Source organism: Rhizobium sp. X9, from assembly GCF_018873185.1.
GTDB classification, from domain to species: Bacteria; Pseudomonadota; Alphaproteobacteria; order Rhizobiales; family Rhizobiaceae; genus Agrobacterium; species Agrobacterium oryzihabitans.
On record NZ_CP071312.1, the window covers coordinates 142,865 to 169,713 of the forward strand.

At 55.9% G+C, this 26,849-nt stretch carries 25 protein-coding genes; 9 read left to right on the forward strand and 16 right to left on the reverse strand.

From position 1 onward, the window contains the following. Nucleotides 1–88 precede the first annotated feature (88 nt). Nucleotides 89–490 carry a MarR family winged helix-turn-helix transcriptional regulator gene (locus JZY08_RS15830; protein ID WP_003500039.1) on the reverse strand — a complete coding sequence of 134 codons (402 nt, stop codon included), beginning with the start codon at nucleotides 488–490 and terminating at the stop codon, nucleotides 89–91. 659 nt (nucleotides 491–1,149) lie between these two features. Between JZY08_RS15830 and JZY08_RS15835 the strand changes: the two genes are divergently transcribed. Both JZY08_RS15835 and JZY08_RS15840 read left to right on the forward strand, forming a co-directional pair. Beyond that, complete coding sequence (locus tag JZY08_RS15835) at nucleotides 1,150–1,980, forward strand: hypothetical protein (RefSeq protein ID WP_216332404.1); 831 nt, start codon at nucleotides 1,150–1,152, stop codon at nucleotides 1,978–1,980. Between the two features lie 588 nt (nucleotides 1,981–2,568). Continuing rightward, nucleotides 2,569–2,808, forward strand: a complete 240-nt coding sequence (locus tag JZY08_RS15840) for a hypothetical protein (RefSeq protein ID WP_216332405.1) — start codon at nucleotides 2,569–2,571, stop codon at nucleotides 2,806–2,808. A gap of 858 nt (nucleotides 2,809–3,666) precedes the next feature. Here JZY08_RS15840 and JZY08_RS15845 read toward each other — a convergent pair. Further along, complete coding sequence (locus JZY08_RS15845) at nucleotides 3,667–3,999, reverse strand: hypothetical protein (protein WP_216332407.1); 333 nt, start codon at nucleotides 3,997–3,999, stop codon at nucleotides 3,667–3,669. Nucleotides 4,000–4,187: 188 nt separating this feature from the next. On the opposite strand from JZY08_RS15845, the gene JZY08_RS15850 reads away from it, so the two are divergent. After that, entirely contained in the window at nucleotides 4,188–5,408 is a 1,221-nt protein-coding gene (locus JZY08_RS15850) for a Fic family protein (protein WP_216332409.1), read from the forward strand. Nucleotides 5,409–5,481: 73 nt separating this feature from the next. Here the strand turns inward: JZY08_RS15850 and JZY08_RS15855 are convergent, their stop codons facing one another. After that, nucleotides 5,482–5,778, reverse strand: coding sequence for a hypothetical protein (locus JZY08_RS15855; protein ID WP_216332411.1), 297 nt, complete (start codon nucleotides 5,776–5,778; stop codon nucleotides 5,482–5,484). Nucleotides 5,779–6,227: 449 nt separating this feature from the next. Between JZY08_RS15855 and JZY08_RS15860 the strand changes: the two genes are divergently transcribed. Next, the gene (locus JZY08_RS15860) at nucleotides 6,228–6,647 is read left to right on the forward strand and encodes a hypothetical protein (RefSeq protein WP_216332413.1); all 420 of its coding nucleotides are present in this window, start codon (nucleotides 6,228–6,230) and stop codon (nucleotides 6,645–6,647) included. Nucleotides 6,648–6,687: 40 nt separating this feature from the next. On the opposite strand, the gene JZY08_RS15865 is transcribed toward JZY08_RS15860, so the two are convergent. The 5 genes from JZY08_RS15865 to JZY08_RS15885 form a co-directional block, all read right to left on the reverse strand. Beyond that, on the reverse strand, nucleotides 6,688–6,870 hold the full coding sequence (locus JZY08_RS15865) for a hypothetical protein (protein WP_216332414.1): 183 nt from the start codon (nucleotides 6,868–6,870) through the stop codon (nucleotides 6,688–6,690). A 120-nt stretch (nucleotides 6,871–6,990) separates the two neighbouring features. Beyond that, the gene (locus JZY08_RS15870) at nucleotides 6,991–7,167 is read right to left on the reverse strand and encodes a hypothetical protein (protein WP_216332416.1); all 177 of its coding nucleotides are present in this window, start codon (nucleotides 7,165–7,167) and stop codon (nucleotides 6,991–6,993) included. Nucleotides 7,168–7,334: 167 nt separating this feature from the next. Beyond that, nucleotides 7,335–8,102, reverse strand: a complete 768-nt coding sequence (locus JZY08_RS15875) for a metallophosphoesterase (protein WP_216332418.1) — start codon at nucleotides 8,100–8,102, stop codon at nucleotides 7,335–7,337. Then, nucleotides 8,099–10,012, reverse strand: a complete 1,914-nt coding sequence (locus JZY08_RS15880) for an AAA family ATPase (protein ID WP_216332420.1) — start codon at nucleotides 10,010–10,012, stop codon at nucleotides 8,099–8,101. Before JZY08_RS15880 ends, JZY08_RS15875 begins: the two co-directional genes overlap by 4 nt. A 35-nt stretch (nucleotides 10,013–10,047) precedes the next feature. Then, nucleotides 10,048–10,437 carry a hypothetical protein gene (locus JZY08_RS15885; protein WP_216332423.1) on the reverse strand — a complete coding sequence of 130 codons (390 nt, stop codon included), beginning with the start codon at nucleotides 10,435–10,437 and terminating at the stop codon, nucleotides 10,048–10,050. Nucleotides 10,438–10,890: 453 nt separating this feature from the next. Here JZY08_RS15885 and JZY08_RS15890 point away from each other — a divergent pair, with 453 nt between their 5' ends. Beyond that, the gene (locus tag JZY08_RS15890; protein ID WP_253204114.1) at nucleotides 10,891–11,502 is read left to right on the forward strand and encodes a type II toxin-antitoxin system VapC family toxin; all 612 of its coding nucleotides are present in this window, start codon (nucleotides 10,891–10,893) and stop codon (nucleotides 11,500–11,502) included. Between the two features lie 46 nt (nucleotides 11,503–11,548). On the opposite strand, the gene JZY08_RS15895 is transcribed toward JZY08_RS15890, so the two are convergent. After that, nucleotides 11,549–11,800, reverse strand: coding sequence for a hypothetical protein (locus JZY08_RS15895; RefSeq protein WP_253204115.1), 252 nt, complete (start codon nucleotides 11,798–11,800; stop codon nucleotides 11,549–11,551). 286 nt (nucleotides 11,801–12,086) lie between these two features. On the opposite strand from JZY08_RS15895, the gene JZY08_RS15900 reads away from it, so the two are divergent. After that, nucleotides 12,087–12,512, forward strand: coding sequence for a hypothetical protein (locus JZY08_RS15900; protein ID WP_216332425.1), 426 nt, complete (start codon nucleotides 12,087–12,089; stop codon nucleotides 12,510–12,512). 123 nt (nucleotides 12,513–12,635) lie between these two features. On the opposite strand, the gene JZY08_RS15905 is transcribed toward JZY08_RS15900, so the two are convergent. After that, nucleotides 12,636–13,481 carry a hypothetical protein gene (locus JZY08_RS15905; RefSeq protein ID WP_216332428.1) on the reverse strand — a complete coding sequence of 282 codons (846 nt, stop codon included), beginning with the start codon at nucleotides 13,479–13,481 and terminating at the stop codon, nucleotides 12,636–12,638. Between the two features lie 61 nt (nucleotides 13,482–13,542). Between JZY08_RS15905 and JZY08_RS15910 the strand changes: the two genes are divergently transcribed. After that, nucleotides 13,543–14,673 (forward strand): site-specific DNA-methyltransferase, encoded by a 1,131-nt coding sequence (locus JZY08_RS15910; protein ID WP_253204116.1) that lies wholly within the window; start codon nucleotides 13,543–13,545, stop codon nucleotides 14,671–14,673. Nucleotides 14,674–14,856: 183 nt separating this feature from the next. Further along, nucleotides 14,857–15,078 (forward strand): hypothetical protein, encoded by a 222-nt coding sequence (locus tag JZY08_RS15915; protein WP_216332430.1) that lies wholly within the window; start codon nucleotides 14,857–14,859, stop codon nucleotides 15,076–15,078. A 32-nt stretch (nucleotides 15,079–15,110) separates the two neighbouring features. Here JZY08_RS15915 and JZY08_RS15920 read toward each other — a convergent pair whose 3' ends face one another. Both JZY08_RS15920 and JZY08_RS15925 read right to left on the reverse strand, forming a co-directional pair. Continuing rightward, entirely contained in the window at nucleotides 15,111–15,362 is a 252-nt protein-coding gene (locus JZY08_RS15920) for a hypothetical protein (protein WP_216332432.1), read from the reverse strand. A gap of 115 nt (nucleotides 15,363–15,477) precedes the next feature. Continuing rightward, nucleotides 15,478–18,045, reverse strand: coding sequence for a P-loop NTPase fold protein (locus tag JZY08_RS15925; RefSeq protein WP_216332433.1), 2,568 nt, complete (start codon nucleotides 18,043–18,045; stop codon nucleotides 15,478–15,480). Nucleotides 18,046–18,201: 156 nt separating this feature from the next. Here JZY08_RS15925 and JZY08_RS15930 point away from each other — a divergent pair, with 156 nt between their 5' ends. Then, on the forward strand, nucleotides 18,202–20,520 hold the full coding sequence (locus JZY08_RS15930; protein WP_216332434.1) for a restriction endonuclease: 2,319 nt from the start codon (nucleotides 18,202–18,204) through the stop codon (nucleotides 20,518–20,520). A 367-nt stretch (nucleotides 20,521–20,887) separates the two neighbouring features. Here the strand turns inward: JZY08_RS15930 and JZY08_RS15935 are convergent, their stop codons facing one another. The 4 genes from JZY08_RS15935 to iolD form a co-directional block, all read right to left on the reverse strand. Further along, nucleotides 20,888–22,696, reverse strand: coding sequence for a hypothetical protein (locus tag JZY08_RS15935; RefSeq protein ID WP_216332435.1), 1,809 nt, complete (start codon nucleotides 22,694–22,696; stop codon nucleotides 20,888–20,890). A gap of 326 nt (nucleotides 22,697–23,022) precedes the next feature. After that, nucleotides 23,023–24,000, reverse strand: coding sequence for a hydroxyacid dehydrogenase (locus JZY08_RS15940; protein ID WP_216332436.1), 978 nt, complete (start codon nucleotides 23,998–24,000; stop codon nucleotides 23,023–23,025). 12 nt (nucleotides 24,001–24,012) lie between these two features. Further along, the gene (locus JZY08_RS15945) at nucleotides 24,013–24,846 is read right to left on the reverse strand and encodes an NAD(P)-dependent oxidoreductase (protein WP_216332437.1); all 834 of its coding nucleotides are present in this window, start codon (nucleotides 24,844–24,846) and stop codon (nucleotides 24,013–24,015) included. 3 nt (nucleotides 24,847–24,849) lie between these two features. After that, nucleotides 24,850–26,697, reverse strand: a complete 1,848-nt coding sequence (iolD, locus tag JZY08_RS15950) for a 3D-(3,5/4)-trihydroxycyclohexane-1,2-dione acylhydrolase (decyclizing) (RefSeq protein WP_216332438.1) — start codon at nucleotides 26,695–26,697, stop codon at nucleotides 24,850–24,852. Between the last annotated feature and the right edge of the window lie 152 nt (nucleotides 26,698–26,849).

Sequence of the window (26,849 nt, forward strand, 5' to 3'; positions counted from 1 at the left end):
TTCAAAATCCCTTTCCAGCGGCCGAGGGCCGAATTTTACGGGTATATACCCTATATTGCGGGCAGATACCCGTTTTATCATCAAAAAATTACAGTGCTGCGAGCAGTTCCTGCAATTGCATGGTCTTTTCCGGGCCAAGCCGGGCCTCGATCTCATCCTGCACGCCGTCCCAGAGCGGAGCACCCGCCTTCAGGATAGCCTGCCCCTCCCCGGTCACAGTCAGCATCGCCTCCCGCTGGTCTTCGCCATGGCCGATGGCCACCAGCCCCATGCGCGCCAGCACCTTGGCATTGCGGCCGACGGTGGAGCGATCCAGCTCCACCCGTGCGGCGAGATCGGTGAGCGACACCGGCGCCATGCGATTAATGTTCCGCAACAGGCTGAACTGGCCGATATTGACGCCAAGCGGCGCCAGCGCCTCGTCATAATAGGACGAGACCTTGCGGGATGCTTTGCGCAACAGAATGCAGTGGCAGCTATCGTTTGACATTTGTTTCGGGTATATACCCGCAAACTGCCGAACGCAAGAGAGTTTGGAAGATTGTGTGGGGAGCCAGCAAGAACGCCCCAACAGCACCTAATGTCCTAGAATAATCTTGCCGACACCGACCATTCCGCCCAAACACTTCAAGAACATGAGGCGAACGCAAGCCGCAATCGATTTTGATTACAAATATTCAATACGCATAATTGGGAAGCACATGTCGCTTTTAGAAACCAAATTACCGATTTAATTCGGTTCTACGCAACAATACTTATATTTTCCAAATTTTTTTATTTTTTCGTTTTATACTACTAATGATTTATTTCAAAGACCGGCTCCACGGATATCCAGCAGCGGCTTGTGCAGGCAAATGCGGGGGGCTTGGCGAAGCAAAAGTCACCTAGCATTACGCTAAATCGGCCACCTATGTGCTCGCCGTTTGCCAAGGGCCGTTCACCAGCCAGCCGAATAATCGAAACCCAGAACCTCTTTGCGAAACCCTCGCAGCGCAACGCTGATAGCCGCGTTCGAGCAGACGCCTTGGCGCGTCAGACATCGCTCTGGCCCATCGCCACCGCTGTCGTATGAGCGCTGCAGAAGATTTCACTTGCGGCGCATCAATATCCACACGACCATTTTGTCATACAGACAACCGAGAGACTCCCGTGATTGCACCTACCGCCACATTTAACGAACATGCCTTCGATCCAGTACTCGACTGTCCTAACCTTTGCGTGCTTCCGCTGAGATTCTTCGATAAATACAGCGACGGTAACCGCCTGGGCGAGGCCCCTACCCTTTCCATGGCTATCACCGAGGCGCTGCCGTCGATCGCACCCAAGCCGGCGATATTCGGCGCACGTCGCATGCCTGAAGATGGGCGATCTTACGACTGCTACGAGATCATCTTCCCTGGTAAGGAGCATCGCTCTACGGACGGCTACGACGAATGGGGTGTGCGGAGATCGGTCACCTTTGAAGACAAGCTCGAGATATTCGACGCGTCTAAGGAGTTTGCAACAGCGGAGCGCCTGCTCCGATATCGCGCACAGGATCTCGGGGAGGATGATGCGGCACTTGAGGTCATCAATGATGGTGTCGTCCGCTACCTACAAGCATTCGATAACCTGCTCTTGTGGGACCCTAAGGCTTGCGGCGACATTGGAGCGAACTTGGATGACTTGTTCCAAGGCCGTGACTGGACGCGTTTCCTATCTCCGTCCGAGCTTGAGGTGCAGGAGGTGACGATAACGAACGTCGAGTTTCTCCCATATGATGACGATCTGGCAATCGTCAGGTTCGACTACGCTAATGGCTCGGCCGTCGGCCGGGAAATGACCTACATAAAGCGATATGGCGAGCGACCGGCTGTTGTTCGCCACGGCTGGAGCTCGCTTCGCTCGCCGATACCTGCGTTTGCGGGACGTCAGCTGAACCAAGTTTATGATGCCTTAGAGTGCGCTGTGAATGCCAGTAGGCGTCGCCTGACAAGATGAGATCAGTATCGTTAGGCTAACATGACAGCGAACGGTGGTGGCGAGACGCATGTACTGCGTACTCTGCGCTACCTAGTGCGTCAAATGCGCACCAAACGAAGTCCGCTTGATCCGGAGGCCGTTGTGCGATTTACCGTTACAGCGGTTGTGCCGGTGGGACCAATCTGTGGGAGCCAGGATGAAAGCCCCACAGCCACTCAATACCCTTGTAAAATTTCGAAGTCGGTTTCGCAGACCGACGCAGCCCGGCCAACGCGACCGAGGCAGTCCGGACCTCTATCGAAACGCCTGCAACACGGCGGTATTACCGTTTTGAACGGCAGCGTCGGGCCTACTCATTCAATCGTTTCCAAATTACCATGGCGTCGCCGACGGGAAGGCTGGTGAGCGTTCGGATGCCAGCAAATTTTTTAGCAACTGCCCACTTGTGCCATTCAGACAACGGCCGAAAACTCGTGTCTATCTGAATAAGGCACGCTCTGTATCCTGATTGCATATCAGACTTGCCAGGAGATCGTTGGGTCGCTATCCACTTAACCACAGTGGATTTTGCCGGCCTCGTTAAGCTGCGGACTTGGAGAGAGTTTAATGGCACGACAAGGGTTCATTGATGGTACCGAAGCCATGCTGTCGGACATGGACGAGATCGACAGAGCAAACGCTGGACAGCTTACCGATGTACTTCGCCATGACATTTTGAGCTTCTTGAAGGAAGAGAATCTCCCGGAAGAGGCGGTGGCGGAGCTACTCGTCATTGACCTCAATCTCGTTCGAGAAGTCGCCAGGGATTACGAAGCCACTCATTCTAGTGGGCCCAATCCCATATAGAGCCTCGCCCGCGCATGCTGCCGCTCATGGAGTTCGTGATCGAGAAACAGTATCGATCCCTCCCAGCTCGCTCCGCTCTCGCCAAGCAGTGACCGTCCCAACGTTACGTGTCGGGAAGGATCGTCTTTGGAGCGCACCAAGGTTCGTAACGCCGTTAACTGCCAGATATCTTTTGGCTCGGATGAATCGAGTGCCGCCTCTGCTCGCCCTCTCACCGTCGGCGAAAGTCCGGGAATAGCATCCAGTCTAGTGCGGATCGCTGGCTTGCAGTCGGGTCCGTTCCAGCTCTCCCGAGATGGTAAAAATCCTGCACGTGCCCAGTAGTAACTTCCCCCAGCGACTGCCTTGACGGTCAAGCGGGACAGGCCGTACCTCTGAGCTAAGTTGTAGCAGTTTCGCGCGAAGTGCGTCCCGATACCACTATCTCGAAGATTGGGACGTATATCCAAGAAGCATTGATGTAAGCTTCCCCCATCGTCCAAAACCAGTTCACGCTCCGCGCGGTAAACCTCTCCGATCTCGTCGAAGCTTTCGATTTCAAAACGAGCGAGACGAGGTTCAGTCAACATCCGCGTTAAGTCGAACCGGGGAGGGTAATCGATTCCTTCGATCAGCTGTTGGCAGATATCCCTTGGGAGAATAGGGTACATTCCGAACCGGCGGTCCCACCACTTTATGCTTTCTCGATTAACTGCGGTAAGAACATGGACGCCCTGAGAAAAAGTTATGTAGTCCATTTGTGTGCCTATAAGATGGGATGCTTGAGAAGGCGCGCAAGCGGCAAGGGTATATGAACTTGAGAGACCGAGAAGATTCGGCCAAAAGTAACCCCTCACCGACGCCGCGGCGTGCAGAAAACTAGAAGACTGTCTCCCACTCGCGGATGGTGACAATAAATTTTTTAGTGGCAATGTTGTGCACCGCGTCGTCAACGCACTTGGTTCTCTCGTAGCCGCTAATCGCGCCGCTTTCCGGAAACCGGCGTGAGCAGAAGTCTGAAACAGTGTCGAGGATCGAATAGCCGTAGAGCGGCAGACCTATTACCCGTCGCATTTTACCAGATGCATCATCGGCGGGGACATCGACGATACGCAGTCCTGTCCCCAACGCGCCCACCAGCAGTACGATTGTCAGCACGCCAACGGCACCCAAGGCGACCACGACGCGCCTGAGTATATTTTTCTTGTTCATTCTGTATCAACTCATCCATATTGTGTTCAGATCGACCTAAGACAGGGTGCTCGTATGCTGCAAAAGTTAACTTCGAGTGCCGATATGGACATATGGTGTTCTTGATGTGCCTGCGGTCGCATCTGCCGTCTTTGCATTGCGCGTATTCGCCCCAACTACGAGGGTGAGGACGAAGAGAGGAGGCCAATGTGTCAGCGACCGATGACGGCGAAAGCATTGGCCAATTCGAACCGCTCATCGTTTCCGAAGGAGCGAAGACGCGCACCAAACTGAACGAACTGACTTTGTCGCTAATTGAGATGTCGTTGGCGTTCTCAGCTTCGCTGCCCGGCGCAATCGCAGAGGCCTTTGCTGATATCGTCCGCTCCGTAGAATGCTATTGTAGCAACCTGATCGAAGGCCACCAAATCGATCCGCTTGATATCGACCGTTCGATGCGTGGTGAATTCAGCCCTGACGCGAGGATACGCGATCTGCAGTTGGAAGCTTGCGCACACATCGCCACGCAAAAGTGGATTGACGACGAAAAAGTTCTAGCTGCCGGTTTCTCGGTTGGCGTTGTCCACGAAATCCACAGGCGATTTTGCGAGCGCCTCCCGCCCGCCTTCCTTGTAATCGGCCCCAGTGAGGAGGGGCGAAAAATCGTGTTGGAACCTGGAGCCATAAGGACCGAGAGAGTCCAGGTGGGCCGACACGTTGCGATCAGCCCTGGCGCAGTGCCTCGGTTTCTCGTTCGGATGGAGCAGGCATACAAAATCAGAGGCCCGGCAGAAGCGATACTCGCCGCCGCATGCTGCCATCACCGCCTGCTCTGGGTACATCCGTTCCTCGACGGTAACGGTCGCGTCGCTAGGCTTGTCTCCAACGCCGCCATTCAGTCGGCCACCAGCACCAGCTCTCTCTGGTCGCTCTCTCGAGGTCTTGCGCGAACGGAAAAGGAATACAGAGCACATCTCCAGTCGTGCGACGAGCCTCGGCGCGGCGGTCTCGATGGTCGAGGAACGCTCAGTGAAGGCGCCCTTGCTGCCTTCGCTGAGTACTTCCTGGTGACCTGTATCGAAGAGGTGGCGTTCATGACCAACCTCATGGATACGCACAAGCTGCGTGAACGAGCTAGGACATGGGCGCAAAACGGAATACGCTCAGGTTCAATGCCACCAAAGTCCGACGTGGTCGTGTCGACCCTAGTCGGCCGTGGTACGGTGGACTTCGCCGAGATTGACGGCCTAGCGGGGACAAGCGTCGGTTTCAAATCGCCGCCCGTCGCAGCGCTAATTGATCGCGGGATAGCCCAAGTCGAAACATCGCATTCAAGGCTCAGACTGTCCTTCCCGGTCGAACTGGCGGATCAGTTGTTGCCCGGAGTCTTCTCAGTCAACGAAGCCTCCCGTGCAATCGGAGACAGTTAGCGAGAGTTGGACGATGGTATCACCTTCCCCGCGCCCCCACGCCGGCTACGTCCCCAGCTCCGTCGGCATGATATTAGGCGAAGGTAGGATCTTCATCCGTCGATGGCTCGTTCAGCCACTCATCATCTACGAACAATCGCGAAAAATCGGTCATGGAAAGCATCTCCGCGCCTAACTCGCTGTGCCCTTTGACATACTCAACAAGTTCGGTTGCGTCCAATTCCAGCAGTTCGTCCAGCGTTTCATGGAAATTCACATATGTGCATCCAAGGTCATCGTAGATGCGAGCGCCGTAAGTCGTGCTGACAACGTTTCCGACCTCGTCCAGCGTTTGAAATCTGGTACGAGCGATATGTATCTCGTTTGACATAGTTGCTTCCATTCGTTCGAACTTGACTCGTTACGCTCCTAGCGTGATGCCGGGTGCCGTCGGCCGCAATGGAAATTTTGACGTGTCAGAATCCCCATGCGGCATCAAACTGGAAGCTCCACGCAGCCATGCATCCTAACCCGGTAGCCAGCAAAGCACTTCGGTTGATGATATTAGCGAAAGAGCCCGTTGAATTCCCTTGGCGGCGATTGATTGACGGGCCAAGGGTCTTCCGGGACTAAAGGATAACTGGAAGATTTGCGTACCAGCTGCTGCTAGAAGCATTCCGGGCAGTTCCCCAGCCGGCGCACCTGCCGACCGTCGACTCCGTCAGGCTTGGACGGCGCTCCCCCCGTTAGGCGCGGAGAGCGTCGTTTATTCTTTGTCGGCTGTTGCGGAATAGCCCATTTCTGAACACAATAGAAAATCAACCTACGAGACAGCCAAAAGTGGCCAAGAAAACAAATAAGCTAAATAACATCAGGATCAAATTCTCCGGCGATCTCGCGCCGCATGCGCCGCCACCCCCGCCGAGCCATGAATCGAACGTCATCGTAGCGAAATTCGAGGCGAGTCTGCAGACGGAGCGGGCTACCCGCATTGTCTCACTGATTGTGACTTCGAACGAAATTGTGCCGCGCTACCGACGCACTGGCTCTGCCCATGGGGGGACCAGCGTCGACGCAACTTTCCTCGGTGCACATGCCACCGCCAAGCATGTTTTGGCGCTGCTTAGAGAACCACACAATAGATTGTCGCTTCGTCGTATTGTCGACGCCGAACGTGGCATGTCGGAGTACGAGCCGCTTTCTGAGGCGAAGATGCTGGCAGGTGCCATCTACTACCACTCAACTTTCGCCGCTCGATGACAGGCGAGACGTTTAGCCAGCCGTTAACTCAGGACGGCCATCAGGGTTTGCGCGGCGAGATTGGGTTACCCGTCGACTGAAGCCTTGTCTTCAGAGGCTTGGCATCGCGGGCCATCTTGACAGTGATCCGTTTACCGAGGGGCTTGAAGTCCGCGCCGAGCCCGCTACCAAAGCTGGCATTTTCATCGGCTTGGTTATCAGTTGGCGGTACAGACGTTCCCATTGAACCGGCCTCCTATCGACCCTATCAATAGCTTACAGAGATCGCTGGCTCGTGTCGAGGACTGCCCTCTCGGCCGCCATAACTTCTCCCACGACGTCAAGTTGGGCTATCTAGGACAGTTTAAGCTTGCTTGTAGTGCGCTACTAAAAGGTCGACGATCTCCCTGCATTCTTCAATCGAGGGCAACCGTTCAAGATCATCTTTACCTACCAGCAAGTCATGCAGACGTCGCGCAGCGACCATTTGGTCGCCAGCGTCAGTCTGGTTCCGTTGTTCCGTTCTCAAATCAGCGCTCATTGACATCCTCCTGCTGTAAATTGCACCGCGTGGCAACTCACTCGTCAAGCCCTGGCGCACTGCGTAGCGGCGAACGGGGTGAGATTCAGCGTCAACCAAGATGAGACTCGGTGGTAGCCACCTCCATCTGCGGGCTCGTTCAGTTAAAGAAGGCACCCGCGCCTCAGTTAGATTTCAACCACTAAACCCGGATCGAACCCCGTCGCCTCCCCCGGATATCCACGCGGATTACAGACGACCCTGGTAGAGCCAACCGTGTAGTCGAAGCGTTGATGCACATGCCCATGGATCCAAATGTCGGGCTCCGCCTCCCTGATGAACGCATCGCAATCGGAGGCATAGCAAGGTGCCAATGGGTCATCTCGGAAGAACCGAGAAATGGACCTAGACGAAGGCGCGTGATGCGTGATAACAACCCTTTTCCTAACGTCCGTCTGCCTGAGGCTTTCCGTCAAAAACTTGACAGAGGCGTCATGCCTCCGGAAAGAGTGAATGGGTTTGAACTTCCCGAATGGCCTCTTCGAGAGTTTGATCTTCTTGTAGTCATTCATGCCCTTCTCAGCCCACCACATTGACGTTTCCGGATTGCGATCGAACAAACGGAAATCCGTCCAAAAGGTCGCCCCGGCGAAAAGGACGCCGTCGATCACGATATCCCGATCGTCGAGGAAGTGGATGTTCGGGTAACGCTCGCGCAGCCCGTTTGCGGCCGCGATGCTGTCGGAAACGAAACTGCGATAAAATTCGTGGTTTCCTGCGACGAAAATCACTGGAACCTTTGGACCCGCGAAGGCGGCAAGCCATTCGATGCTTGGGACGACACCTTTGTCGACGACGTCTCCCGCGCAAAGGATCACGTTGATGTCTCCCGGCGGAGAAACGCTGAAAGGCTTGCCGAATTCTAGATGAAGGTCGGACAACACCAAGGCTCTCATCGCTCAACCCCCATTTCGATTTCCTTTTGGTCGCGCAAGGCCTCATGGATGACCGCAGCATCGAGCTCAAGGCATTCCGACAGTCGTTCGGACAAGCTTTGGACAGCCGCGCGCTTTGAAGTGAGGATTTGGACCACCCGATCGTATTGAGCGTCGAGACGTTGCCGGATAGCCTGCCGAAGGTGCGGATCAAATTGCCTCAGGTTTTCCATGGGCCGAGTGCCACCGCCCATGTCGGTGAGGAGCCCGTCGCCAAAGGCGAAGGAACGCTCCATCATCGTAGCGAGATCGGTGGCTTTGGTCAGATCGGATGTCGTGTCGCCGCCGGACGCGATTGAGTGTTCGCCAAAGAAAATCCGCTCCGCAGCCATTCCGCTCAGGAGGATCGCGATGGTGTCTGTGAAGTAGGAGGCGGTCGTCATCAGCGCGGGGTTGTCGCTGAAGTAGGTAACGCCGATTTGATTCCAGCCGACTTTGGACGGCTTCCACCTATTGATCTTGACATGGAGTAGAAGCTTGGATCGCAAAGTAGCGCCGACGACGGCATGGCCAACTTCGTGCACCGCGAGACGATATCGCTCCTCATCTGTGTAAGGCGATAGTACCGGCATTACGCTTCGCAAGTCGTCGTCTGTTACGGCTTTCCGCCCCGCACGACGGGCCTTTCGTCGTGCGTCGCGAGCCAGCTTCTCAATGTCGGCACCCGACCATGCCTCAGTTTGCGCAACGAACGGACCGAAATCCTGGATCGCCACTTCCGGGAGATGGTATTTTAGGATCGCCTTGCGGTCATCCTCGTCCGGCAGTTCGACTGGGACGACCTGCTCAAATCGACCTGGCCGTAACAAAGCGGCATCGATCGCGCTTGCGTCGTTGGTCGCCCCGACGACAATGACGCCCTCCCGCCCCTCCGTGGAATCCATGCATTCCAGTAGCCCATTGATCACCTGCCGCTTGTAGTCATGATGGCTGCTGTCTCTGTTTGCTTCTCGGTCGCCGACGCTGTCGATTTCATCGATAAATAGGACCGCGGGCCTGACGGCCGCCGCCTCTTTAAAGGTCGCCCGCATTGCCTTCAGCATGTCCCCGAGATGTCCCATCGCCTGCCATGCCGCGGCCGAACTGCTGACGAAACTAATGCCGCAGGTATTGGATAAGGCTCTTGGAAACGTCGATTTTCCGGTGCCACTTGGGCCCGCCAACACAATGCCCTTGTCGACGTCGGCCCATTCAATCTCGCCGGCCATCCAAGCCTTGATGTCTGCAGCGAGCTGCAACCCCCATACCTTGGCTGCTCCAAACCCCGCAAGGTCTTCCAGACGCGGATGAAGAGGTTGAGGTTGGTCTTCGACTGGCTGCGGTTCCTGAGGAGCGACAAACTTCAGGCGCTGTACGAGGCTTCGGACCGACCGATTTGGCCGCAACGCCAATCGGATATCGGAAAGAGGAACGGTTGCCAGGAAGTCCGCGTCATCATCGTCGATGACGAGACCTAGCGTTTTAGCCGCCGCTTTGAAGTGTCTTGCCTCAGGCAACCTCATGTCGATCCGGAAATCGACCAGCAAAGCAATATCCTTTGTGATGCTGCTGTTGTCGGTGTAAAAGATGAGCGCCCGTTGAAGCTTGTCGAACTTGCGCACCAGGTCCCACGCACCCTCCTTGAGATTGGTGGCGTTTGTCACCAGCACGAGGGTGTGACCTTCTTCATCCGTTAAACATTCCGGATCGAGAAGAGTGCGCGCCGCCGTCTCGTAGACGCGCGCGTCATTCAAATCAGGCAAGCGGATGGCGATAATGTAGTGTGTAACATGTAGGAAGTGTCGGATGGATCGGCGTACGGACATTCCCGCGACCGTTGTTACCAGATTGACGGGTGGATTGAAGTATCGCGTCCAGTTCGGATTTTTCATAGCGAGCCTCGATGATTAGAGCGGCGACGGTAGCTTCAGCTACTAATTCGCCTCACCATCGTCTCGGGCCCGATCAGCTCCTCGTCGAGCTCAACCTCCAAGTACCCCTGCAGGATAAGGGATGCCACTGCGGCGACGGGCTGGGTTTCCCGGACTGCGCGCAAGCAGTCGGACAGGGAAAGCGGGCCGTGCTCGCCTACTAGAGACAGCAGACGAATCCGGTCACCCAATGGAACGACGTGCCCGGCGTATCGCAGAAGGTCATTAGCGTTCCGAAGCCTGAATCCGTCGTAGATTTCTGCGCGATCGACCATGCGGTATCGGACCGAGAGCACGGACGCTGCGGCCTGCAGGACGCCTTCATCGGGAGGGTTTCGCCGGTCGAATACATCCAGCAGCCATTGGCGACCGTCGGCATCTTCCATCTGGAAGTCGGGAATATGTCGGGTGCGCCCCGCCCTCAACGCAGTGGTACCGCCCGCCCAGGATTGGACGCTAGGATTTAGATCCAAAATGGAGGCCATATCCCGCACGGCATTCGAACGGAACGAGGGGCGTGGTGGGCCCTTTAACTGCGGTCGGTAGATTATGGGATTGGAGGATTCGGGAGAGCGTCGCTTTTGCTTAGCGTAATCCTGAGATGGCATGTGTGACCCCTACATCATACGAACTGGACACAATTCCGCACGCGCGGCTGCGTTCAAATAATTCGAATAATTCGGCTCACAGCGATCTGGCTCATACGGGAACATATAGCGAACATTTTTGTGCGAGTCAAATCCCTTATCTAAATTAGGAAAATCTAACCTTTCCTTTACCCGTTATTAATCATGGCGGGTGACCGTGGTGTACTACTCATCGTGATGCGGACCGGAGGAATGACCAAGGATATCTTCTTGCTGGACACAAACGTGATCAGCAACTCCAGCAAGACATCTCCATTACCAGCGGTATCAAGGTGGCTGGATCAGCAAGCCCGTTTTCTCGCGATACCGTTCGCGGTCATCTTGGAGGTGGAAACGGGAATAGCCGAGCTGCGACCGGTGGACCCCGTTCGAGCTAGGAAGTTGACCGATTGGATCGACGGCCTGCTGAAGACGAGCTTCTACTATCCGCCTACCACGCCTGAAGTCGCACGAGTGCTTGCTAAGCTTTACTGTTGCCGTCCGCTACATAAGCTTTGGTATCCTGAGGAAGACAAAAAACCTGGCCAAGACCTGTTCATTGCGGCGATCTCAATCGTATATAATATGCCAATCGCAACGATGAACCACGGCGATTTTCTGCAAATAAACAAATTCCACCCGTTGCCTGGCGTGTATAATCCCAATCGCAACCTATGGGCCGTTCCCCGGTCACGACGAGCCGGAAATATTGCCCAATCAACCGATGAATTGCAGCTCCCGCGTTTCCGGGACAGCAACCCTATAGAAGAACAAAGGCCCGAAAGTGATAGGGAAGCGTCGTTCGAGTTTTTGGCTCCACGTTAGGAGGCCTGCACCTGACGCGCAAGTTTATGCCGGCTGGTATAGACGATCAGCCTTCATCAGGTCCGCCACGGGACAGATAACTTCCCGCTGGTTCAGCAACATCATCCGCGACGAATTTGATTTCAAACTTCCCGCCGCTGTCACGAACGATTTGCGGGTAACCTGCTTTGGCGTCATCGAAAACTTCGCGTATGCGCTTTTCCGCATCGACCCGCGACCACTCTTGTTGGTCCCTCATCCGATCAAACTCCCAAGCTAGACTCACATTATAGCTCGCCGCTGCTGTCGTGAATAGCATGACTCCGAGGAATTCAGGACACCAGAATACCTGCTCGAACCCGACTACGTTTGATGCGCTCGACGATCGTAGCCGGGCAGGGAACTCCGTATCGGAGTCTGGATTTGAAAGCTTCCTTCACACCTCCGTGGTTTGTGCGCGCCTGCCCAGTACAATTTTTGAAGTCCCGGCGAAGCCATCTGATGCACCTAGAACAAAACGGAAACATTTTTTGGGTTTGCCGCTTGTTTTCTCGGAAGGTTCCTCCCACGTATCCGTCAGAGGCAACCTAGATGAGGAGTACAATGTGACAAAAGCCGCCATGCGTATCCAGTACTGCGTTTCGCCGATCCTGGTTCAGGATCACCTTAGCCAATGTGCGGCGCACTTTATGAACTGGTTCCAAACAAATTCCCCCGACCATATTAAGGACGTCCTGCGTTGTGGGCTGAAGAGATCTTGTGGCTTGGCTGAAGAGGTCGAGCACTGGCTGCACAATTGCGCTGAAGATGCGGAAAGTGGCGAATGCGACGGAGGGTATTGGGATCCATCCTATGGTCCGTGGACGTACGATGGGCTGCCGGCGCTGGATATCGCCAAGGTGGTATGGAAGCACACTCGTGGCTGGAAGGCTGTCGATTTCGAACTATACGGACGGACGACTCGCCAGCAAGATGAACATTTGGAAGCAATGGAGCGGTGGAGGGCCAAATTGCAGCAGCTCGCTGTTTGAAGGAATTGATGTGAGGCAGCCAGCGGTGTTTCATCCCGCCGGCTATCTGATGACGCGGGCCCATCGAATCAACCGATGCTGGGTCCGCGCTTCCCTTGGGATGCCGTTTTGAATGTCATTCCCCTATGGACTATGACAGCCCACCATCTCGAGACCAGGGGAAGTCGACACGTTTTGCACTTCCTGGTCGTCTTCGTAGCTGTGCCATGGCGAGAGTGCGAAGTTGTTCGCGTTCTTGAGCAAGGTGCTGATACGCTCTTTCGCCGTACCAAGGTCGATTTTGAAAAAGCCGTCGCCCAAGGCGTATTGTTCGAAGTCCTTACTAATATCGTCATGGGCGAGCGCAGGGTCGTGAACAAGCCACGCAGCAAGAACACCGTATGGATTTCGTTTGGGCATCTCGGAATCGAGATGACGGAGCATTTGCTCGATCTCGCCTGAAGTAGCGCCGATCTGCAGGACGTCGCGATACGAGGACGACCAGAGAACGTATGCCCAACCCTCTTCTCGAACCAGGTGGCCGTGACTGACTGTCATCCGCAGATAGTTTTCGAGCATCTCGTCGCCGAAGTTTTCTTCAAACCGATCGATCGTCCTGTTGAAGAGGATCGCATCGCGGGCACGAATAGAGCCTCGAATTGCTCCCAGATCGAGGAACAGAGACTTGCAGAGCTCGGCTGAGGGATGGCCCAAGAGCCTGGACGTCGAGAACCAGTCATAGCTATCGCCGGCGTGCACGCGACGAAACATGTCTCTTACCATGTGAATCGATTGGTGCATCTGCAGCGTATTATCAGGAATTTTCCTCGTCTTGATGATATCGAGCGTGAACGACGTCGCCGCGATACGGCTACGCCACTCTCTTGTCGGCACACGAATAGTTCCAAAGCCGTCTTTGACAAAAACCTGGTTAGGCACGACGGTTGCGGAAACTGTCCTGGGCCCCTTTCTTCTTCTCCGAATTTCCACGCAAATTCTCCCTTACTGTCTGATCAGCTTGGATGAATTTCTTGCAAGATAGAAAACGTGTGTGACCAAAGGCGCACGAATGGAGGCTTTGGCGCTCTGGCGCTCGTGCCCATCTATGCCGTTTGGCGAGTGTGCGATGCGGCGACATCCATCGAAACAAATTCCGATTTTCTTCATCGATGGGCTTGAGCATCGCGAAAATTCAGATGACCATCGTCACATCAACTCGTTTGGGCGACGCCCCAGACCTAAGGAAAACCAGATATCTATGTTCAATGAACCTGCTCGCGGGAACGCGGAGGCTATCGGTCTCTGCTCGTTCCATACTGGCGATTGCGCCGAAGTCCTTCGTAGTTTTCAAGATGGATCCGTGGATCTCATCGTTACGAGCCCCCCTTACAACATCGGCAAAGCGTATGAAAAACGTTCGGCGCTTGACCAATACGTCAGCTTCCAGACCAACGTCATCAACGATTGCTTTCGCGTCCTCAGCGAAAACGGCTCGATATGCTGGCAGGTGGGAAACTGGGTCTCCGACGGCGAAATCGTTCCGCTGGATAGTGTTGTAATTCCGATCTTCCGTAATCTCGGCATGAAGATCAGGAGCCGGGTGGTCTGGACATTCGGCCATGGCATGCACTGCACGAGGCGCCTTTCGGGCCGCCATGAAACGATTGTGTGGGCCACAAAGTCGGACGACTACCATTTTGACCTGGACAGCATTCGGGTGCCCCAGAAGTATCCCAATAAGCGGCATTACAAAGGTCCGAACAAGGGACAGCTCAGCGGAAATCCACTAGGTAAAAATCCGGGCGACGTCTGGGACATATCCAACGTAAAGAACCGACATCCCGAGAAGACCAGCCATCCATGTCAGTTCCCCGAGGAACTAGTCGAGCGTCTCGTCACGAGTCTGACGACGCCTGGCCAAACAGTCCTCGACCCGTTTGCGGGCTCTGGCACCGTGGGGGCGGTATGCAATCGACTAGAGCGGAGATCCGTCCTCGTCGAGAGAGCGCCGGAGTATGTCGAAATCATCCGTAAGCGATTGTCTGGCTCGGCGACGAAACCACGGGACCTGCTGACCGACGTAGTCCCGCTCGCTCCGGGTATTAGCGACCTTTTCCGAGCAATCATCCCTACTACGGAGCTCAATGAGGCCAGCATTTGTTCTGCCTTCAACGCGGGCTGATCGGTTGAGCGGCACGACAATCGCGATTGCGTGACTACTCCGCCCGCAATTGTCGCGATACCGGGGCGCTATGTGTCTTTCTCTAAAGTGGGGTAGATGCCGGAAACCACACTAACCACGATTCCGTGGGTACCAACATGCGATGTTATGGTATCGTCGCGGTCCTGTGTCGGAGTGGGGTTTATGACGAGTTTGATTCCGCAGGCTTACTACTGGGCTCGCTCTGCTGATTTCCCGGACGGCCACATGACAATCGTCCAGGTCTCCACGATTTTCGGCGCGCACCCTGACTATTGGACTTTGGCAGTTATTGGGTCGGACCAGCATCATATGATTAGCGATTTCGAGCTTGTTGCTCTCGTTAATCCACCTGACGACCACCCGTTAAAGCAAGCAGCGGAGTGACGCCGATGATCGTTAGCCGTCTGACGGCCGCCTCAATGGCTGTTGTAAAGCGGTTGCAACTCCTCATCCGGAGAGTCGGGAAACAACTGCCGGCGTCTTTTGCGGATAACATCGGCTTCGTGCCGCTGCCGCGCAAGCATGGATGCCGTAACCTCTATAAAAGCGGCCCCATCATTTTCAGCGATTCGTACTATGCCGCCACCTGTAAGAAAATCGCAGAAGCCCTCCACCGAACGCAGTTGCGTTGTCAGTTGGACATAGCGGCTGTCCGATATCTCGCTCACACTTACCTCCACGGCAGATCGTCATCCAGCGACATCATGGCCGCTTAAAAGACATGTCTCGCCGAGCACTATACGCGCGCTTCGGGCCTAATCAAATCTCCGAATTCGCGTCACGCTACTGCAAGGTCTGGTGAAGCGCCGCGATATACCTCTGAGCGATCGCCTCATTTTCCGGGTCCTCACTATGTGCCAGCAGCATGGCCCGCATTTCGAGCCTATCAAGATCCAATAGATTTTGCCAGTCAGCTCTATCGATGCGCTCGTAGTTGCCCGCAGTAGACTTCACGAGCGAGATCGGCATTCGAAGGAGGACCGGTAGTCCTGCCTTGCTGTCCATTGCCACCTCCGTGAACCTGCGAACTGCTTCGACCTGGCCAGCTCCCCACCAGAACCAAAGAATGCCAGATGGACGATACTGGCCGAGGAGCGACCCATCCCGCGCCATGACCCGAACACGTTTCAACAACAAATCGCGGATCTGGTTGGTGTACCCGCCAAGCGCTTCCGAGCTGGCATATGGCTCCTGAGGGTTTACATCACGCGCTAGCGTGCGGACAAGTATCGAGAGCAGCGAGATGTCGCGCGCGCTTCGGATTGTACGCTCAAGGATGCGTGCTCGCCTTTCGAGCGGCAACGCCAGCAGGGCACTCTCAATAACGATTGATGCCTGCTGGCGGAAGCTTCTAGTAAAGGGCGGCGCAGTTTCCCACCCTCGTTCGTCCATGAAAATCGACGGTTTGTCTACAATCGCGCCAAACCATTCGGCGAGATTGGGGTTTTGCGCGGACATGACATCTTCCGCAATCGTTAAAATCCGGCTTTGGAATCGGGTCCTGTCCTTGTCATCGGCATGTTCCAACAGCGACGCTAGCTTCGCAAGAGCCACCTGGGGTTCAGAGGCCTTGATGCTTTCCACAAAGGTTTTGCTCCAGACATTGGCGTCCGGAGTGAGACGAAAATACGATCTCGCGGAATCCCTATTTGCAATGCGATAGGATCGATTTGATTCCGCGTCGTCCTCTAGTCCTGAGAGATGGACACCTAGCGGGGCTGCAAGTTTGGAAAATAGCAGGGCTAGAGCGGCCTCTAGTGGACCTCTCGACTGTGTCTTAGCAAGATGGACTTCCAGGTCGCCAATCAACGAACTGTCTTCGTCCTCTTCTTCGCCTTGCGTAATATTGCCGAGGTTTCGCCGTATCCACGTGTAGATATCGGGTTCATGTAGGCGTATCGCTTCGATCAGAAGGAGATCAACGGGATCGGTGTGATCTGAGAGTCCTGCGATCGCAACCGAGTATGCGTTCATAAGACGCCGGACGTCCCGAGGTGTCCGCAGATAGTTTTGGAGGACGGCGAACCAAGCGTTTCCCACACGGCTCCGAGTCTCATCCTCGATTTCCGGAAGAATGCTTCGTATGTCGGCGTCAAGAAGCGCCGCCAAGTCCTCGACTTCCACTGGCGGCAGATGCACCGGATACTGAACGATCTTTTGCAGGTAGTCGCCGCCGTCTATTCCTAAGGCTGTTTTGAGCAGACCTGCCAGGCGATCCTCATCGTAACACAGGATGTAAACTACGTTTGGTAGATCCCCCAAGCCTTTGACGAGTGCTACCATTTCGGCTGCCTCGGGCGGCGTAAGACGATCGAGATCATCGACGACAACGACGATCTTCTGGTCGACCAGAGAGCCGAGCGTCTTGCGGAGCTGCAATCGGACTTGGTCTAGCGTGGGTCCGGTGGTCATACGCTTTGCCAGACGGTCGGAAATGTCCATGCCAGCAGAAAAGAGCCCGCCAAACCCGCCGCCGCCGACAATATCCACCGCGGCTCCCGCGAGCGGAGTGACTTGGGCTAGGCGGCTCAGTAGGACGGTGAACGCGTTTCGCACCTCCTCACCTAAGGCTTCACCTGACGCCCTGGCGAGGTCACTGATCAGGGCGCTTGCCAGTTCGGCGTTCCGGGCTATTAGCCATGGTGAGAAGCGAACGACGATGTTGCGGGGTTTTTCCTGCACTTTCCGCAGCAGCGCCCAGTATTGAGAGGCGATTTCCGCGTCCTCGGCAGATCCACACAGTCGGAGGAATTCTCTGTCACGGTGGGTACGCTCCCATAAAGTGGCGTCGCGGTTTTCGGCTTCCAGCGATGTTATGACCGGTTCTATTCGCGCGAACCGCTCTGACATCACGTCTAGTTCCGAGAGGCTGATCTCCTGATCCTTCCCGGCATGCATCAGCGCCATTTCCTTGTGTCTCAGGAACCGCAGCGTCAGCTCAACAACGCTTGACTTGCCGGAGCCCCATTCGCCGATCAGTCCGATAACGAACCCGTGTTTCGCCACTAAAAGTTGGTCTATCGCTTGCGCCAAGGCCAAAGCGAATTCGCTTCTTCCAAGAGCGTCTTCTGAGGGTTGTGTTATCGGGCGGTCGCTGTGGCGCATTGGAAACAATCGCTGAAAAAATCGAATAGTTTTTGTTAGTTTTTTCGGGCGCGGGCGGCAAGCCCATGCAACCACATGTCGCAATGAAGTTCTCAAAAAACAGCAATGCACCATGAGATAGGTCGGGCCGGCTAGATCAGGACCAACGACTGGAAATTTACCCATCTCGACACGTGCAGCCGGATGATCTCGAATCCGTCCCGGTGTTTGGGTCCTTGCTTTTGGCGACAGGTAAAAAGGAGACATCGGCGACTCGGGTCAGACTGCTCAGAAAGTAGCGACCCGGCAGTTGCGTACTATTTAAATGCAAACGTCGACGTGCGACAAATCTTACGGAGTCGTATTCCTCCGGGGCAAAGCATCTGAGAGAAGGCGCGCGAAGTTGAATGTTTGGGGCACGGAATGGATCAAGTGGGAAACAAAGGCGCGCATGCGCAGGGGCCATGGAACGATCTGGCACTCCACACCATCGGATGGAAGGCCTTTCAGGACCTTTGCTCTCAGGTGGCGTCCGAAATTCTGCGCCAACCTGTTCAGATTCATCGGGAAGCCCAGGACGGTGGTCAGGATGCGGTCTTCTTTGCCTACAAGGAGGGAAATGCGGTGGATGCGACCATCCAGTGCAAGCACTCCTCAGATCCCAGTAGGAGACTAAAACCGGGGGACCTCCGTGAAGAGCTCGAGAACGTCAAAAGCCTGGTCGCAGCAGGGCAAGCACACACCTACGTGCTGATGACGAGCATGAGCTTCGATGCTGCCGTCGGGCGCGAAATCAGAGAGAGGCTACGCTCGGTCGGCGTGAAGAAGCCCCATGTCCTGGGTAAGGAATTTCTAGTCCGCGCCATCCGCAGCAGTTCAAGGTTGCGTGCGCTGGTCCCTCAGGTCTATGGTCTTGGCGACCTCAGCGTCATTCTCGATGAGCGTATCATTGAACAAACCAAAGTCCTTTTGGCGAACTGGATACCGACACTCAAACGCTATGTTCCGACCGCTCCGCACCGCCGAGCGGTACATATGCTACTGGATCACGGCCTTGTCTTGCTATTGGGAAATCCGTCTAGCGGAAAGTCTACCATCGGAGCAATTCTGTCCACCATCGCCGCGGAGAGTGAGGGTGTGACTGTTTTGAAGGTAGGAAGCCCTTTGGAGTTTGAGCGAAATTGGGCTCCTTCTGAACGGAACCGTTTCTACTGGATCGACGATGCCTTTGGCGCGAACACGTTACGCGAGGACTACATCGAGCAGTGGCCATCGGCTTTTGCCAAAATGCAGGCGGCTTTGGCGCACGGGAACAAAGTTTTGATGACGTCTCGCCGTCATATCTACAATGCCGCCTATGTCAAACTTGGCCAACGTAATCATTCTCTGTTGGCAACGGGTCGCTGCGTCGTCGACGTGGGTGAACTGACTCCCGAGGAAAAGGTTCAAATCCTCTACAACCACATAACCTTCGGCGACCAGTCGCCTGCATGGAAGCGAGTCGTGAAATCGCATCTCGACAAAGTCGCTGGCGTTGAAAATTTCCTACCCGGGATCGCAGAACGACTGGGAAACACGGATTTTACCAAGACATTACCCACTACAGAGGATGCACTGCTCAAGTTCATGCGAGAGCCGAAAGAGCACCTCATCGAAACGATCAATGCGCTCGCTCCGGAGTTGAGATCGGGATTAATGCTCATCTATGTGCACCGAGGTAAATTATCGAGCCAAGATTTCAACGACGAAGCCTGTATGGCCGTTGCAGAGATGCAGAGCATACCGCTCGCGCGTATCCTCGAATTCATGCCACAGCTCCTTGGATCCTTCGCTCATAAGTCTCGCGAGCAGGGTAAGGATGTATGGGGCTTCGCACACCCCACGATCGCAGATGCGATCACGAGCATCTTGAGCGCATCGCCTCACCTGGTTGCGGCACTGCTTAGAGGCGCGGGGCTCGAGACGATTTTGGGAGGATTTGTATGCGAGGGCGAGGTTGATATCATGACCGACGCAGCCGTTATTCCCGCTTCATTGAACGCTGTTTTGGTTGACCGCATTTCCTCAGGCGATCGATCGGGGCGTCTCAATCGTACCCTTTTATGGTTCCTCGCCTTTGCCGCCTCTGACGAGGTTCTGAGGTTGCTGGTTGATAGAGTACCGGACTTGTTCGAGCGCGAGATTTGGAGCTACCGCAATTCCGGACCGGGAACCGATATGCAGGTTTATGCCCGGCTTCATCGGTTGGGCCTTCTTTCCTCGGAGCAACGTGACCGTGCGGCAAACGAGCTTGAAAACCTTGCTTCCGCGCTCGACTTCTCCTTCCTGGACGACGAGCGAATGCTCGCATTGATTCCGCCGTATCGCCTGGCCACCCTTGGCTTCAGGCTGCGAGCGGATTTTTTGGACATGATCCCCAAGGAGATCGAGCGAATTTCTATCGAAGCCGACCTCGATGACGACGCGGAGTCGCAGTTCTCGCATTTGGCGGGAAGCATTCGGGTTCTACGCGGGGTTGATTTTCAAGATGAAGCGACCCTCGAACTTCTCGATAAGGCTGACGAGGCGATCGCGGACGCTGTGGCTCATGTAAAACGGCAGCAAGAGGAGAGAGACGAGCACGAGCAGGAGCTAAATTCCAATTGGAACTCAATGGCAACGACCGCAAAATTGTCGGGTGAGGTAACGGAAGAAAAGGACGTGAAGAAACACCGCTCTGTCTTTTCGGACGTGGATCTGTAGTGATTGATCCTGCCCCCGCGGGAGCGGTGTACTGGGCGAACATGACGGTGGGCACATCGCAAATAGCCGTCTCTGTTGCACTAGACCGATTCCGCTGCGACGTTCGATAATTGCCAGTCCCGCCCCCTTATACCCCCTCGCCGCGGTCCTCCGCATGTTGATCGCCAGCGTATCGTGGCTCTGGCATTGTCTCCAGGACAATCTCTCGTTCTGGGTCAAAGGAGGAAGCTCCCTCGAAAACCTGCTCCGATGACTCCGTGATGATTTTGCCAACCTTGCTTTCAAGCCGTTGTAACAATCCTGTACGGCGGGCACGCATAAACGATAAGCGTGCTGCCTTCGAGGGCTGGTGGCTGGAAGATCATTTCTAGCCGGCGAAGACTTCTTGCCGATCAACCTCGCCATTCTCGCCCCTCGTAGTGGCTGTCACTTTGACGCTAAGCGATAACCGCCGTCCAAGGTCATTCAGCTGAGATCTACCCGCCTCGGTCAGAACCACGGCTTGCCCGCGGCCAAATAGCTCCGCGTCGTACTTCCGCCCGTGCTGGCGCGTCCCTTCAACCCACCTGATAGTTTTCGCAACAAGCTGCTCTTCTTCATCATACAGCTCAAGTGGATTGACCGACGAGCGAGACCAACCGAGCTCGTTCGCCAGGTATGGACAAATGGTCATTGCTTCGTCTTGGAAATCGTCAAATAGATTACCGGAAAGTCGGCAAACAGTACGGCTCTCCTCCTGTCTGTATAGCGGCCGCAGATCGTCCCAAGATCGCAATCTAGGGAGACCGGACGTGCCCTTCGTCGAATCCCGATAATCCGGCAAAGTCACGCGCCTCATATCCGCTTCCGCATGCGATGCCTGGACAAGAAAATAAGACTCTTCGGCGAGAAGAAACTCGCCCGGCAACAAAGGTAGGCACGCCATCGCATTAGCCTGTTCAAGCCACCGATCGGTCTCGATGCCACCGTACTGCCTCCGAGGAAACGACGGCCAGGATAACCAACTCGGACGCAGGCCCTCTCCGAGCGTGAACCCGCTAAGGGCGGGGCCACCGACATCACCCCACATCGATAGGAATACCCGGGGATCAACCGCATTCGCCGAGTCGAGTTCCTCTAAGACTTTACCGAACGCGCGAAGGCAAGAACTGGCCATTGGCTTCCGATAATTGAACTGAAGCGAAACGCGGGTCAGTCGTTGTAATATTTGCTCTTCTACCTCCGGTCCAAAAGCATGCCGGCCGCCTTCTTGAGACATGAAAAGTGCGCAACGGCGACGCAAGGTCTCGATTGGCAAATCGCTTGCGCGTGCTAGAAGTTTGAATGGGCCAGGCAAAAGGCTTGTCCAAGTCCAAGGGTCTTCCGACCAGACGGGACGCTGTCCCGATAGCAGGCCGGGTGCCGGATCAAAATCGTCTGCCTGATCCGACTGCGATGTGGTGATCTGATAGAACGGCGGCAGCGATGCTGACGACTTTCGATAACGCTCGCCGAGATCGCTCAACGTTCGTCTCGCGAGAGTGACGACGACAAAGTCGTGACTGGTTACTTGGATTTTTGCGTCTTCTATTATCATAGCTTGAAGGTGCGACTGGCCTCGCAACCTATCAACCAAGGCGGCAGCCTCCCTGGGACCGTCAGGAAACTCGCGAAGGTAAGGTAGCAGCTTTTCCAGGAACGCGGGACCCAGGTCGGATTGAGCAACGAGCTGCGCCGCTCGTCGCGCATGTTGCGTTACCTTGGGGCAGTTGAAGCTAAATGCCTTCGCAATGAGGAAAGCAACAACGTCGAGGTGAGACTGAATCGAGTCGATCGTCGTCACCGGTTCCGCCAACCTGAACTCGCGATACTGCATGAGGTGCCGTTCGGTCTCACCCCAAAACTCTTCAAACGGGAGCGGATCGGTGACAAGTTCGAGCACCGTGTCCATGTTGAGGAAAAGCGAGCTACCGCTGGTTTGTCCGCTTGACAGCTCATCAATGAGAATATCGAATCCAGATTGGATAGCAGCTGGCTTGCCGTAAAGTTCCAGCCGAACGCGCTGGACCGCCAGTTTCTCGCCGCCCAGGAATCTAGACCAATGTCCAGAATATGCAGCGCGTTCCGCAGCCGTGAAATATCTCAAGGCGTCTGAACGATGACCCAAGTTCAGGAAACGACGAGCGATCTCAGCCATAAACTTTGCATCCCCTTCTAGGTGGGGTCGCTTACGAAGGAAGTCCTCCAGCTGGCTTTTCGAAGATGAACAGGCCAGACGTTCTGCAGCGCGGACGTAAGAGTAATCTATCCTATCGCCATAGTCCGACTTTCCGTCGCCGTGGTCTATCAGCTCCGAAAGCGAATTCACGTGGATATCGGTCGATGTACCTTTTTCCGGCGTTCGTTGGGAAGGGTCGCCGTGCCGCAAGAGATTCAACTTAGCAGCGATGTCCGCGCCGGCTGACACTACGGCATCAAGCCGAGACTGCGGCCTCGCCACGACCCCAGACATCACGAATGTTGTTATTTCGCATCGGCGGAGACCTTCAAGACGGAGCGATTGACAACCAGCGCCGGATCGAGATTCCCATCCAGCCCGGCAAGGGCATTGCGTGCGGTCATGACACCCATCGCAACCAATGACTCCTCAGTAAGCGCCGCATTATGAGGGCTGAGGACGACCCGCTCTTCCGACACCAGGCGATCGGTTGAAGGCAGCGGCTCCGTCTCGAAAGTGTCTAGGCCCGCGGCCCGCACATGCCCGTCCGCGAGCGCGTCGGCGAGCGCGTTCTCATCGATGATCCCGCCACGGGCGGTGTTGATGACGATCGCCCCGCGCTTGACCTGCTTGAGTGCCGTGGCGTCGATGAGATTACGCGTCGCGTCCGAGAGGGGAATGTGAAGGGTTACGACGTCCGCGGCCGCGAGACCGTCTTCAAGGCGATCCACGAAGGTAGCGTCGTTGGCGTCGGACCGGGCGGCATAGGGGTCGAATACAACAATGTTCATTCCGAAGCTCGCGGATCGCTTCGCTACCTCGCGCCCGATGCGTCCGAAGCCGACTACCAGAAGCGTGCGACCGCGTAGTTCTACGCCTATCAATCTCGACCGTGCCGCAAAGTCACCTTGACGAACCGCCTTGTCGAGCTGGACACCGGACTTGGCTGCCGCCAACATCAGGAACATTGTCTGCTCGGCCACCGAGATCGCGTTGACATCGCCGACGACTGTGACGGGAATGCCGCGTGAGGTGCAGTAATCGACGGGGATATTGTCGTAGCCTACCCCATGCCGCGATACGATCTTGAGGTTCGGAGCCGCTTCGAGCACATCGACTGGAAGCGGCGCATCGCGAACTGTGATGGCGTCCGCATCGGTGACGTGGTTCAGCAGGTTCTCGCGAGAGAAGTCGGTGACGATCTCATAGGTGACGTCGGATCTTTGGTCGAACAGGTTCAGAGCTTCCGGTCGAAGCGGTTGCACTACGAGTATCTTTTTCATTTCTATCCCTCCCTACCAACGTCTGCCTATTGGCGGCGCGGAAGCTCCCGATGGTGCGAGTCTCTCGCGCAGAAGCGCGCCGCGATCCTTCAGCCAGCCTGCAAAACTTAACTCCGGTCGATGCCGCTCAAGCGGCGCGTAGCCTATGACGCGACCAGCCTCTTCCAGGTCCCACCGCATGCCATTGTTGCGGGAGACGATGTTGATCGCGTGGAACCCCTGGTATGAGGCGGTGGCGGACTTGACGACTGCTTGCGCCCAGTCCTCGTTTCCGAGCCACATTTGCTGACCCCATGTGCCGAATGCCATTTGCGCGCCGGGCTTGTTCTCGCCCGGCTGGCAGTAACCGATCCGGAGCGATAGGAACGCCATACCCGCCTCGTCGCTGACCATCCGTCCATAACGCTCCACGAAAAGCTTCGACGCGCCGTATGGATTGACGGGTCGAGGCGGCAGAGCCGCGTTCAGGCGCTCCTTCCCGAAACGATACCCGCCCAGTACCCAATTAGAACTCGCGAAGACGAACCGCTTGACACCCGCAAGTCGGGCCGCCCGAAGCACGTTGAGAGCGAGATCAATGTTCAACGGCGAGACCGTGTCCCAATCTCCCGCTGCACGCGGGTCGGCAGCGAGATGCATAACCGTATCAACGCCGTTGAAATGCTTCACCCAACTGTCGTCGTAGACTTCAAGGTCTGCAGTGATGACGTGAGGATCCGCAGTCCCGTTTCGACCGATCCTTGTCAACGACAGGCCGTCGACTGACTGGAGTGCCATGGTAGCTTTATGCCCGAGGTTTCCCGTCGACCCTGTCATCAGAACGCGCCTCGCGGTCGATGCGGACATCCGTCAGATTCCCTTGCGCTGGTGCTTGCGTTGATCTTCCTGCGTTTCCCGGGCCGCGGCGATCGAAGCTCGGTTGGTAACTTCAGGCATACCGACGTCCCACCACGAGCCGCCGTCCATCCACTCGTATGGATGCGTGCGAAGAGCAATAACGTAGGTCCGGTCACTCCGCCGAGCGCGCTCGATCGCGGCCTCGAGCTCGTCGATGGTCGTGACATTCTCCGATTCAGCGCCCATCGACCGGGCGTGCATAGCGAAGTCGATACGCGGAACCTCTCCAACGTGCTTTGATGATGCGAGTAGGTTGTTGAACTCCGCCCCGCCCTTCCCAGTTTGAAGACGGTTGATGACAGCAAACCCGCCGTTGTCACAAACGATGCAAATGATTTTGTTGCCCGTTAGAACCGACGAGTAGATGTCGGCGTTCAGCATCATGTACGAGCCGTCGCCGAGCATGGCGATGATCTCGCGCTGCGGGTTGGCAATCTTCTGCCCGTAGGCTCCAGCGATCTCGTAGCCCATGCACGAGAACCCGTATTCGGATTCGAATGTCCCGACCCCAATGGACTTCCACGTGCAATAGAGCTCGCCCGGCAGGCCTCCTGCAGCGGACACGATCACATCGTCCGGCTTTGCGCTTCTTTGCACAGCGCCGATTACCTGAGGGTAGTTTGGAACATCTTGGTTGGTTCGACCTGTCCGCTGTTCGACAATGGCATCCCACTCCGCCTTCTCCCGGCTTGCCTCGTCTGCCCAGGCAGAGGGAGCCATCCACTCTTCCAGCTTCCCTGAGATTGCCTCCAAAGACAGCTTCGCGTCACCGACGACAGGCTGAGCCATATGCTTGTTCGCGTCGAAGCGGTTGGCATTAAGGGACAGGAACTTCACGTCAGGATCGCGGAAGACGCTCCACGATCCGGTGATCATGTCCGCCATCCTGGTGCCGATCGCGATCACAAGGTCGGCCTTCTGACCGAGATTGTTCCCTGCGTTGCCGCCCATCACGCCGATGGAGGCGATGTTGAGCGGATGGTCGTGGAGAAGGGCGGAGCGGCCCATGATCGTCTCGGCAACCGGAATGCCGAAGCGGTCACTGAATTCGGCGAGCTCATCGGTAGCGCCGGAATAATGGACACCTCCGCCGGCGATAATCAGAGGCCGCTTCGCCTTCTTGATCAGCTCAACGGCCGCTTCGATTTGATAATCGGCAGCCGGATAGCGTGGGATACGGTGCACACGCTCGGCGAAGAACGCCTCCGGATAATCGAAGGCTTCGCCCTGTACATCCTGGGCCAGTGAGATTGTCGCCGGGCCGCAGGCGGCGGGATCGAGCATCAGCGCAACTGCCTGAGGCAGCGAGGTCAGAATCTGCTCAGGGCGCGTGATGCGATCGAAGTAGGAGGATACGGCCTTAAAGGCGTCGTTGGTCGTCAACGACATGTCATGGAAGTGTTCGACCTGCTGCAGAACCGGATCAGGTAAGCGCGAAGCGAAGTTGTCGCCGCACAAAAAGAGAACCGGGAGGCGGTCCGAAAGCGCAACGCCAGCCGCCGTGACCATATTCGAGGATCCAGGGCCAACCGAGGCCGAGCATACGTGGATCTGCTTACGACGACGAGCGCGGGCGTAGGCAACCGCGGCCAGCGCCATGGACTGCTCGTTCTGACCTCTGTAAGTTGGGAGTTCTCCCTGAACCTCCTCAAGTGCGGAGCCCAAGCACGTCACGTTGCCATGCCCGAAGATGGCATGAACGCCTGTGAATAGCGGGAGAACATCACCGCCATCTTCGATTTTCTGTGAAACCAAGAAACGAACAATCGCCTGCGCGAGCGTCAACCGAACCGTACCCATCTATTCCTCCTGCGGGTCGTCCGTCATCAAGTCGGTGAGTGGCAGCAAGCCGTCGGCCGCCTCATCTCCTCACGCGACAGATGACCTCCTCATCTGTTCACCTCCCTAAGCGTCTGCCTTAGGGACGATGGCGACAGCTATTTCATATCCAA